At 69.2% G+C, this 9,769-nt stretch carries 11 protein-coding genes and 1 pseudogene; 6 read left to right on the top strand and 6 right to left on the bottom strand.

Annotation, left to right across the window (positions count from 1 at the left end):
• Window positions 1-945, top strand: a pseudogene (locus G3I65_RS53550) (hypothetical protein); the annotation flags it as partial.
• Window positions 946-950: 5 nt separating this feature from the next.
• Here the strand turns inward: G3I65_RS53550 and G3I65_RS53545 are convergent.
• Complete coding sequence (locus tag G3I65_RS53545) at window positions 951-1,775, bottom strand: SDR family oxidoreductase (protein ID WP_239072006.1); 825 nt, start codon at window positions 1,773-1,775, stop codon at window positions 951-953.
• Window positions 1,757-2,623, bottom strand: coding sequence for a hypothetical protein (locus tag G3I65_RS53540; RefSeq protein WP_160703952.1), 867 nt, complete (start codon window positions 2,621-2,623; stop codon window positions 1,757-1,759). Before G3I65_RS53540 ends, G3I65_RS53545 begins: the two co-directional genes overlap by 19 nt.
• 35 nt (window positions 2,624-2,658) lie before the next feature.
• Between G3I65_RS53540 and G3I65_RS53535 the strand changes: the two genes are divergently transcribed.
• Window positions 2,659-3,159, top strand: coding sequence for a TFIIB-type zinc ribbon-containing protein (locus tag G3I65_RS53535; RefSeq protein ID WP_239072005.1), 501 nt, complete (start codon window positions 2,659-2,661; stop codon window positions 3,157-3,159).
• 42 nt (window positions 3,160-3,201) lie between these two features.
• Here the strand turns inward: G3I65_RS53535 and G3I65_RS53530 are convergent, their stop codons facing one another.
• Window positions 3,202-4,485 carry a hypothetical protein gene (locus tag G3I65_RS53530; protein ID WP_160703950.1) on the bottom strand — a complete coding sequence of 428 codons (1,284 nt, stop codon included), beginning with the start codon at window positions 4,483-4,485 and terminating at the stop codon, window positions 3,202-3,204.
• A gap of 42 nt (window positions 4,486-4,527) precedes the next feature.
• Window positions 4,528-5,055, bottom strand: a complete 528-nt coding sequence (locus G3I65_RS53525) for a YrhB domain-containing protein (RefSeq protein WP_160703948.1) — start codon at window positions 5,053-5,055, stop codon at window positions 4,528-4,530.
• A 116-nt stretch (window positions 5,056-5,171) separates the two neighbouring features.
• Between G3I65_RS53525 and G3I65_RS53520 the strand changes: the two genes are divergently transcribed.
• From G3I65_RS53520 to G3I65_RS53510, 3 genes are all read left to right on the top strand, one after another.
• Window positions 5,172-5,672 carry a hypothetical protein gene (locus G3I65_RS53520; protein WP_160703946.1) on the top strand — a complete coding sequence of 167 codons (501 nt, stop codon included), beginning with the start codon at window positions 5,172-5,174 and terminating at the stop codon, window positions 5,670-5,672.
• A 13-nt stretch (window positions 5,673-5,685) separates the two neighbouring features.
• Window positions 5,686-5,964, top strand: a complete 279-nt coding sequence (locus G3I65_RS53515; protein WP_160703944.1) for a hypothetical protein — start codon at window positions 5,686-5,688, stop codon at window positions 5,962-5,964.
• Between the two features lie 365 nt (window positions 5,965-6,329).
• Window positions 6,330-6,926: a DUF1345 domain-containing protein gene (locus G3I65_RS53510; protein WP_160703942.1), complete on the top strand. Its 597-nt coding sequence runs from the start codon at window positions 6,330-6,332 to the stop codon at window positions 6,924-6,926.
• Here the strand turns inward: G3I65_RS53510 and G3I65_RS53505 are convergent.
• Together G3I65_RS53505 and G3I65_RS53500 are read right to left on the bottom strand one after the other, a co-directional pair.
• Window positions 6,916-8,256, bottom strand: a complete 1,341-nt coding sequence (locus tag G3I65_RS53505; RefSeq protein WP_160703940.1) for an FAD-binding oxidoreductase — start codon at window positions 8,254-8,256, stop codon at window positions 6,916-6,918. The genes G3I65_RS53510 and G3I65_RS53505 overlap by 11 nt on opposite strands.
• A 12-nt stretch (window positions 8,257-8,268) precedes the next feature.
• On the bottom strand, window positions 8,269-8,961 hold the full coding sequence (locus tag G3I65_RS53500; protein ID WP_160703938.1) for a transporter: 693 nt from the start codon (window positions 8,959-8,961) through the stop codon (window positions 8,269-8,271).
• Window positions 8,962-9,129: 168 nt separating this feature from the next.
• On the opposite strand from G3I65_RS53500, the gene G3I65_RS53495 reads away from it, so the two are divergent.
• Window positions 9,130-9,768: a TetR/AcrR family transcriptional regulator gene (locus G3I65_RS53495; RefSeq protein WP_160703936.1), complete on the top strand. Its 639-nt coding sequence runs from the start codon at window positions 9,130-9,132 to the stop codon at window positions 9,766-9,768.
• Window position 9,769: the final 1 nt, after the last annotated feature.

The raw sequence follows: 9,769 nt of genomic DNA, 5'->3' as shown, positions 1-9,769 counted from the left end.
GACGAGCTGGCCGCGCTGTGGGCGGAGCCGGAGCTGCACCGCGACCTGCGCCGCGCCATCGTGTCGGCCGCGCGCCGGGTGCTCGACGACGACCGCGCGTGGCAGTGGCTGACCGAAGCGACCGGCCTGACCGCGGTCGCCACCGCCGTGACCGAAGCCGACCCGATGACCATCCCGGAGCGGTATCGCGCGCGCTACGGCGCGCTGGTGCGGACGGTCGCCGGCAGCGCCGACCCGGACACCGCGCGAACCGGCTTGGCCGCCTGGCCCGCGTGGAGCGTGTGGGACCGCGAAGGAGCCGCTGCGCTGATCGCCCAGATCGCCGACCTGCACCGCACCGCGACCTGGCAACCGGCGGCCGAAGCGGTGCTCACCGCGTGCGCTGTCACCGGTGATACGGCGCCGTTGGACGCCGTGGTCAGCGCACTCGTCGAAGTGGACGACGTCGTCGTCGCCGACCGGGACCAGCCGGCACGGCAACGACTGCGCGACTTCCTCCGGCGCTTCGGCGACCACCTGAGCGCCGGCGGCGAAACGATGCGCGGCGCGGCGGAGCAGCTGTCGACGACGCTCGCGCACCGCGAAGAGCACCGAACGGACGCGCTCGCGCTCGCCGTCACCGCCCTGCCCCACCGCGGGGACCTCCTGCCGGCGCTGCGCGGGATCGCCGCCTTCGCCGACCGTCCGGCACTGGCGTGGCAGGTGGCGGACCGGCTGGCGGAGTGGCTGACCGGCCACGACCGGAGCAGTCCCGAACTGCTCGGCACCGCCCTGGCCCTCGAAGCAAGCCCGGCGGAGGCGTTGCTGGCGGCGAGCATCACGAGCCAGGCCGGCCCGCAAGCCGGCTGGCCGCGTCCCTGGCGCGAGCTGGTCTTGTCGCTGCGCGACCATCCCGACGCCGACGTCCGCGAACGCGCGTCCCACATCTCCTTCGCTCCCGAGTGACCGGCCTACCAGCCGACGGGACCGAGGCGGTCGATGAAGATCCCGGTCGGTCCGTCGGCGTCGAGTGTCGCGAGTTCGATGATCGGGTCGGTGCCCTCGGTGACCGTCAGCTGGCCGGTGTGGTTGTTCATGTCGGTGGCGGTGAACTTGTGGTTGGCGACCTCGCCGGGGGTCATGGCGTTGAACTTGATGTCCGGGAACGCCTGGGCGTACCGGACGGTGATCATGTTCAGCGCGGCCTTCGACGAGCTGTAGGCGAGCTCGTGCATTTTCGTGACGGGCTGCGTCGGATCGGCCATGACCGCGAAGGAACCGCCGCCGCTCGACACCATCACCACCCGTGGGTGGTCCGCCGCGACCAGCAGGGGAAGGAACGCGTGCGTGACCCGGACCGGCCCGTACACGTTGGTGTCGTAGACGGAGTGGATCTCCTCGGCCGTCGCGTCCGCGGGCGGAACGACCTTTCCCGGCGCGCCGGCGTTGTTGATCAACACGTCCAGCCGGTCGGTGTGCTTCCGCACGAGCCGCACGGCGTCGGCCACCGACTCGTCCGAGGTCACGTCCAGTTGGACCATGACCACGTTCGCACCACCGGCGGCCAGCTTGTCGGCGGCCGCCTGGCCCCGGCCTTCGTCCCGTGAGCCGAGGAAGACCGTCCAGCCCAGCTCACCGAGCCGCCGGGCCGCTTCGAAACCGAGTCCCTTGTTGCCTCCGGTGATCAACACCGAGGTCTGTTCCTTGTTCGTCATGACCACCAGACACCGCTTTCCGCGCTGCTGTGACAACATGTGAACGGCCTCACATACGGCCCTCAGGGAGACCAGCGCCATCGGTCCAGGTCGGGCCAGAGGGTAGGCAGGGCAGCGGCGAGCCGGCCACCGAAGGCGACGGTTCCTTCGTGGGAGGCGTAAGCGATCCAGGTGAGCGTGTCATCGCTCCACACCCCTTCAGCACCGGTGTACCGAGGCGCGACCAGGTCCACGTCGATGAGGTACTCCTCGCCGTATTCGCGCAGCTCGGTCACGCGACCACCGCCTGCCGCCCGCAGCGCAGTGCGCACGTGCGTGACAGCCTCCGGCAAGTCCCACATGACCGCCTCGACCAGTACCAGCACCTCCGGCGGGGCCTCGGCAGCGATCATCGGATGCCACATTCGGTCGACCAGCCCCCAGCGCCGCTGGAGCTGCTGCTGCCGGGCGGCCGATTCAGCCGACGTGAGCACACGCCGGTACGGCAGTGGCTGTACGCGCAGATCGCCGCAGCCGGCCCACTCCCGCACGGCCGAGGAGAACAGCCGTCGTTCCTCGGCCATCACCGTCGCGGCCACCTCGTTCGACGCGGGCTCGGTGAACGGGGACCGGGCAGTTGCCGCCGCCTCGACAAGCCAGGCCAGCAAGCTGGGCTGGTCGGGAAGCCGATCCGGATCGAGCCGCTCGACCTGCGCCAGCATCGCCTCGACCACGTTGTAGCGCGGGAAAATCCGGTAGGCCTCAGTGCTGTAGCCGAACCCGACGCGTCCCTGGTCGGGGAGCGTGGCGTATTGGTCGACCAGCTCGGCGTAGCGGTCCATCAGGTACCGACGGGCCGCCACGTGCAGAGTCACTGAGTCCACCACCGCAGACTTGCACATGCCCGGCCGCCCATCGACCGCGGTGTCGGCACGCGTGAAAATCGGCATGCGTCAGGACGGAGCCAGTGAGAACAATGGCGGATATGAACGCCAAGCCGCCGACGGCGCAAATGCGATTTGCCGACCCCGGTGTATCGCTGTATGCCTTGGCGGAGAGCGCGATCCAGGTGGTTTGTCCGGCATGCCAGGACCGCGCTGAGGTGGTGCCGTGGCTCGACGGGCAACCGCGAAGCCCCTACTCGATCAGGTGGCCTCGCCGGCTGGTGTGCCGCGCTTGTGGCCACGTCAGGGGCCGGCCTGGCGAGGCCCAGCACGTGATCTCGTGCTGGGGCGGTCCGGTTGATCCGTACTTCCGTCAACCGCTGTGGCTGCGAGCGGATTGCTGCGGGAACCGGACTCTGTGGGCGTTCAACGAACGCCACCTGGACATCTTGGAAAGCTACGTCGGCGCCCGGCTCCGCGAACGCGGCGAACGCCCCGGGATGACCATGGTCGCCCGGCTTCCGGGATGGCTGAAGTCGGCCAAGCACCGCAGCGAGATCCTGCGCGTCATCGGCCGGCTGCGAGCGTCCCTCTCGCCGTAGACGGGTCAATTCGTCGCGGCCCGCCGCTGGTGCAGTGACCGCCTACGCCCGGGCGAGACGCTCGGCGGCGGCCTCCTGCACGTCCGTGCGCTCGATGGGCGAGTCACGCAGCCGGCCGAGCTGCCGGAAGACCTCGCCGGTGAGCGGCGCATGTCGTGCGGCCACCAGCCGGACATCGCCCTCGCAGTCCGCGAGTGCGTCGGGCAACCACTCCCGGGTGGTGCCAGGATCCAGCGCCAGCAGGGCATTCACATAGGCGGCCCGTTCGTAGGAGTGTGGACTCTGGCGCCACAGCGAACGAAACCTTGGCGCGACCTCAGCGACGCCCAGGCGCGCGAACCCGCGAGCCAGGTCGTCGTAGCCACACCATTCGTCTTTGTCACTGTCCAACCGCTCGAGGGCGTCCAGCAACGCGGGAACGTCTTCGACGTCACCATGTTCGGTAAGCGTCACCACCGCTCTCCACCACAGTGGATGGGACGGACTGCGGGCCCACTGGCGAGCGTGTCTCACGGTCTGCGGGCCCAGCTTCACGAGCGCGTGGACCAATCCGATGCTCCGGGCGTCCGGGCGGGCGGCCAACCGGTCGGCGACGTCGAGCAACCTCCGCTCCGGATCGCGATGCCGCGCGAACTCGTGCAGCACGGCCGAAAGCGTTTCGGGGGAAGCATCCGGGTCGGCGAGCAGGCTGAGCAACCCGGCCACCGGAACTTCACGATAGCGCAGACTCGGACACTGCCAGCCAACCGACGGCCGGGCACGCTGGAGCAGAGCGTCGATCCGGCGATCACTGCCGGCCCACCTCGACCACGGTTCCCGACCGGCGAAGACCTCCTCCTCCGGCAAGGCGTTCACCGCACGGCCCGCGACGATCGGAGCGAGGTCGTCCCACCATTCGCCGGGCCAGCTATCGGCAATGGTCTCGACGACCTCGATCCACCGTTCACCCTCGGACACATATCGGCGCAAAGCGTCCGCCGCCGCGACAACGTGCGTCCGGGCAAGGGCAGCCAGAACTTCGACGCTCTGACCGAACCGGTTGCCGTCGTACCCGGTGTTCAGCCCCGTTCGCCAGAGCTGCTCGACGATGGGGTCGACCGACAACCCGACGTCGACGACCAGCCGGGCGAGATACACCGTCCGCTCGTCGACCTGCCGGTCCCACCGGTAGTCCCGGCGCACGCAGTCCACCACGAGTTCTGGCGCGACCCGGTGCGTCGCAACCCAGGCACCGGCCGCACCGCAGCCGCGTTGCAGAGCACCCCGCAACGTCTTGGCGGGCGCGTAGCACCAGTCGTCGTTCCCGGCGTCCGTGTCGTCGATCATCGTCCGCCAGTGTGAGTCAGTGCCCGTCCTGCGGCCAGCAGATTACGCCGGGTTCGGGTCCGACAGACGCCACCACAGCCGGCGCCTGACTGGCGGTTGCGGCAAGAGAGCGCGTACGTGCTCGGGGACCTGCGCGCCGGCTGCGGCAGCCTCGACGTACGCCTTGGCGCCTTGTGCTCCGAGGTCGGGTGCGGAAGCACGCACAAGCCGGAGTGCGTCGAGGCGCTGACCGGAATCGAGCAGCTCAGTGATCCGGGACCGCAGGGGGTCATCGCGTTCGAGCCCGCGAACCTGCTCGAGATAGTCCTCTATCCACTCACCGCCCTCCGGATCGGCGGTCGCATGCACCGTGTGCAGGCTGCCGTCCACCCCGTCGACCAGGAAGGGCCCGTGGCCCACCACCATGTCAATGACCTCGCGGGTGCGCACATAGCGCTCACTTTGGCTGCCGATCAGCCAGCCGAGTCGGTGTGGACGGACATCCGTGATCACCATCCTCGGCCGGCCCCGTGCCGGCCACCCGGCCAGATGCCGCTCCACGACCTGGATGGCCCACGCCTTCGACACCATGGCAACAGGCTATGGGACAAAGTGTGTGGGCGTGCGCGCATCCGCCGCAGAATCGTCTCCGGTGCTCGCTCATGCGGATGAGATTTTGGGCTTGTGGGCGAGGATAAACTGGCGCCGTGGTGTTCTCGGGGGAACAGTGGTTGACGCAGGTCTTTCGACCGGCGGTGGCGGCAGTGAACCGTGCTCGACACACATCCTCGGTGGGCGCGATTTCCGTGGATCCGTTGCGCATGCTGGGAAGTCGGCTCGCGGCGCAGGTTGAGGCGCTCGGTGATACCGGTGTGCTCACCGACGACCAGGAAAGGGCCGCGCTCGACACCCTCGAGGACGCCGGGATCATGCCGGAGGTCCGGTCGGTGTCGGCCTCGGCGTCGTCTTCGGACGCCGCAGGTGACTTCGCTCCCGTGGCTGTGGGCACGAGTTCGGCGGCGGTCGTCCCGAAACTCCTCGAGCCGCCGACGTTGCGTGGTGTCCTGGCGGGGGCGCGACAGCTCGGGCAACTCCACGGACAGCCGGTGACCCTGATCTCGGCCGAGTTGTGGCACGACCGGTTCTTGGTTGACCTCTACACCAACCCGAGCCCGGAGCACCGCGACAGACGAGCCCGGGCCGCGTGAGTATCTGGAGTCGATGAAGCGCCAACGCCGCGGGCAGGCCACCCAGCGACCGGGCCGGGCCGCCATCGGCTCGCCGCTGGCCGACCTCACCTGGCAACTACGCGACGAGCACGGGACCGCGTATCGCCGAACCGGCGGCTCAGCCGAATCGGGAGACCGCCTCGACCGGCAGCGAATGCAATGGTCCCCCTCGCCGCCGGAGCAATCCGGACGCCTCACCCTCCTCGCCACCGACACCACGGGGGCGATCGTGTTCAACGCTGAAATCCCCGTCCCTCGACTGACCACGTAAGGCCGCGGGGCGGTCACACCGTCACGGTGCACGCTCAGGCCGAAGCCCGCGCAACGTGGTAGCACCGGCGCCGGACAGCTGCAGGAAGCGTCGCGGTGCTCGTTCACGTGCTTGCATCGCCCAAGCAAGGTCCGAGTGCTCTTGCGCCGAGAGCGACCGGCCGCAAATCCTCGATACGGCCCGCGATCCCGCTGGCTGATTTCGATGCGATCGAGGATTCGCCATCATGGCGGCCATTCACCTAGCGCCACTCCGACCCCCGAACTCCGCGTGGGTCAACGCCTCACATGCCGATGAGCGGAACTCGCGACGTCGGCCCAGCCGCCCGGTTCGCGCCGCCTACCCCCCAGCGGGACCATGACCAGGTGAAATACAAGCTGCTGTGGACGATGGAGCTGACCCTCGCCGTCCTCGGGGTTGCCTGGCTGGTTCTGTTCCTCCGCTCCGGGCAGGCGGTCGGGCTCCTGCTCGCCTGGGACGTGGTGGCGATCGCGTACATGATCACGGGCTGGCTGGCCACGCGCCACGAACTGCCCGCCGGGCGGCCCGAGGACCTGCGGGAGCTGGTCGGCCCTCGCTGGTACACGCAGCTCTTCGCGCTGGTGGTCAGCTGCGCGGGTCTCGCGGCGGGCTTGATGGTGATCGTGAACCGCGGCTCGGGCGGGGCAGCCGCGGTCGCGGCGGGCACGATCCTGCTGTCGTGGCTGCTGCTGCACTCCGCGTTCGCCCAGATCTACGCCCGCGAGTACGTCGGCGAACGCGGGCTGGAGTTCCCGGGCTGCCCGGCCCCGCAGGCCACGGAGTTCGTCTACTTCGCGATCACCATCGGGACCTCGTTCGCGGTCTCCGACGTCACGGTGACGACCCGCCCGATGCGACGGCGGGTCATCGCTCACGGCGTCGTCAGCTTCTTTTTCAACACCGCGCTGATCGCCATCGCGATCGACTGGATCAAGAGCTGACCTGGGATCGGGCGTTGCGCCGGCTGCCGTTGATCAGGTCGTTGAAGCGGTCGACGGCCCAGATCGTGCGCAACCCGAGCCGGCCCATCATCATCGGGCGCGGGAACTTCGGCTTCGCCGCCCACAGGGTCTGCAGGTCCTCGTGCCGCTCGCCGTCGACGATAGCGTCGGCGATGAGGGTGCCCACGTACGGTGCCTGTGCCAGGCCGTGGCCGTTGCACGCGATCGAGTAGTGGATGTTGTCACCGAGCCGGCCCGCGAGGGGCAGCCAGGACGACGTGATGGCGATCCACCCGCCCCAGGCCCGCTCGATCGCGAGGTCCGACAGCGCCGGGAAGCGCGTGGCGAAGGCGCCGGCCAGCTCCTCGACCAGCTCGGGGTCCGGGGTCTTCTCGGGCAGCGGGTAGCTGGTTCCGCGTTCGAGGCGCCGCACGCCGAACACGATGGTGTCGCGCGGGGTGAGCCGGTAGTTCTCCATGATCGCGTGCTGGGTGACGAGCCCCATGCGGCTGGTCCAGCCCAGCGCCGCGAGCCGGGCGGGGTCGATCGGCTCGGTTTCCACCTCGGCCACGTAGATCGGGACCGACAGGTGCCGCGGGGTGATGCCCCACTCCCCCGCGAAGGCGTTCGTGGCCAGCACGACCCGGTCCGCGCGGACGTGGCCGCCGGGCGCGGTGAGGACGACCTGGGCACCGTCGCGCGCGACGTCGGTGACCTTCGTCCGCTCGAAGACCCGGGCGGGCGAGCCGAGCAGGACCCGCCGCATGCCCAAGGAGAACTTGCCCGGGTTCATCATACCGCCGACGACCTCGCGCAGGCCGCCCACGAAGCCACGCGGGATCCCCAGCTCCTCGCTCGTGCCGACCTCGACGTGGCCACCCGCCCGGGTGACGATCTTCGCCACCCGCCGCACCCGGCCCATCTGCCCGCGGGACACGGCGGCGAAGGCGTTGCCCGTGGCCTCGTAGTCGCAGTCGATGTCGTGCTTGGCGATGAAGTCCTCGACGTGGTGGGCGGCGTGCTCGGCGAGCCGCATCATGCCGGGCATCTTCTTGCGCGACAACAGGTTGAGCAGCTGCAGGTCGCCGCCGGGGGCGCCGGCCAGCTGCCCGGCGTTGCGCGAACTCGAGCCGTGTCCGCAGAACTCCGCCTCCAGCAGCACCACGTCGTGGCCGCGTTCGGTCAGCCGCAGCGCGGTCGACATGCCGTTGATGCCCCCGCCGACGACGACGGTGCCGCAGGTGAGGTCCGCGGCCAGGCCCGGCCGGACGTCCACGGGCGGATCCACCCAGCCGCTGAAGGTCGTGTACTCGACGTTGTCCGTCTTCATGGCAGTCGCTCCTCAGACCGAAGTGGCGCTGCGCGAGTGGGAAGCGGGCTCGACGCCGGTGCGGACGTTGTGCTCGTGCAGGGCGCGGTAGCAGCGGAAGTAGACGAACAGCTGGGTGCCCCACGTGCCGAGCGCCAGGATGTAGAACACCGTGCGGTGCTGGTCGTCCGGGAACGGGAAGAAGTCGTACGTCAGCGCGATCGCGGTACCGGCCGCGGTGGCGAGGCCGGCCGCGATCGCCAGGGTCTTGGCTCCGATCTTCCACAGCCGCACCGAGAAGTAGGCGAGGAACAGCGTCGTGAGGACGTTGACGACGATGTAGAACGTCGCGGGGCCGACGTGCAGGTGCTCGCCGCGGAACTGCTGCAGGTACGCCCCCGCGGCGATGGCCACGGCGAAGGCCCCGATGTCGGCGGCCAGCGACGGCTTGTACCGGTGCGTCACGCGCATCAGGCCCATCACCAGGATGAGGGTGATGCCGACCGACCGCGAGAACGCGTCGAAGAAGTAGGCGACGGTGTAGAGGAAGCTGCCGTCATCGCCGCCGAGCAGCGACCAGACGAGGAAGTTCGTGCCGGAGGTGGCGACGATCATCCACTCCAGGCCCAGCAGGTAGTTGGCGTAGCGGCGGATGAACTTCACGCCGTAGAAGAAGCCGGCGAAGATCATCCAGAGATCGGCCAGCATGAAGAGCAGCTCTTTCATGTCATCGAGTCCTTTCGGAAGGCGGCCCGCGCCTGTGATCGCGCTCATACGGTACGACGGACTTAGTCATCTGTTCAAGATGTTTGACTAACTTCTTCGCTTCGGCCTCCTGGTAGCCTTGGCGGTGACTTAATCAAGCGTCCAACTAATCTCGGTCCAGGAGGGTTCGTGCCACGGATCTCCGCAGCACAGCGGCGGCAGGACTTCGTCCGCGCCGCCGTCGAGGTCATCGCGACCCACGGCATCGACGGCGCCACCACCCGGCGCATCGCCGAACAGGCCAAGGCGAACCTCGCGATGGTCCACTACTGCTATGACTCCAAAGAGGACCTGTTCGCCGACGTCTACGAGTTCGTGGTCGGCAAGTTCCGCGACCTGACTGCGGCGGTCGACCCGCAGGCCACTGTGGAGCAGACGGCCCACAAGATGCTGCGCGACACGATGGAGTACTACGTCGAGTCGCCGAGCTTCGCCGTCTCCGCGCTGGAGCTCATCAACTGGGCCCGGCGCCAGCACGGGAGCCGCGGGATCGAGCTGTTCGACAAGGCACTCGAAGGCGTGCGCGCCACGCTCCGGGCCGCGGCCGGCGAGCGCCCCATCGACGACGAGACGATCGACGCGATCGCGTCGGCGATCGCCTTCGTGGCCGATGGCTTCGCCGTCAGCTGGATCACCTACGGCGACCGCGCCCTCGCCGAGAAGCAGATGGAGATCGCGGACTCCCTGCTCGACAGCTGGCTGACGGCCCGGCTGGGCGCGACGAACCAGCGCGCGACGAAGCGACGTCGCACCGCCGCCTCGCGTTGAG

The organism is Amycolatopsis sp. SID8362 (assembly GCF_010550475.1).
GTDB lineage: Bacteria > Actinomycetota > Actinomycetes > Mycobacteriales > Pseudonocardiaceae > Amycolatopsis > Amycolatopsis eburnea.
This window is presented reverse-complemented; position numbering and strand designations above follow the sequence as displayed.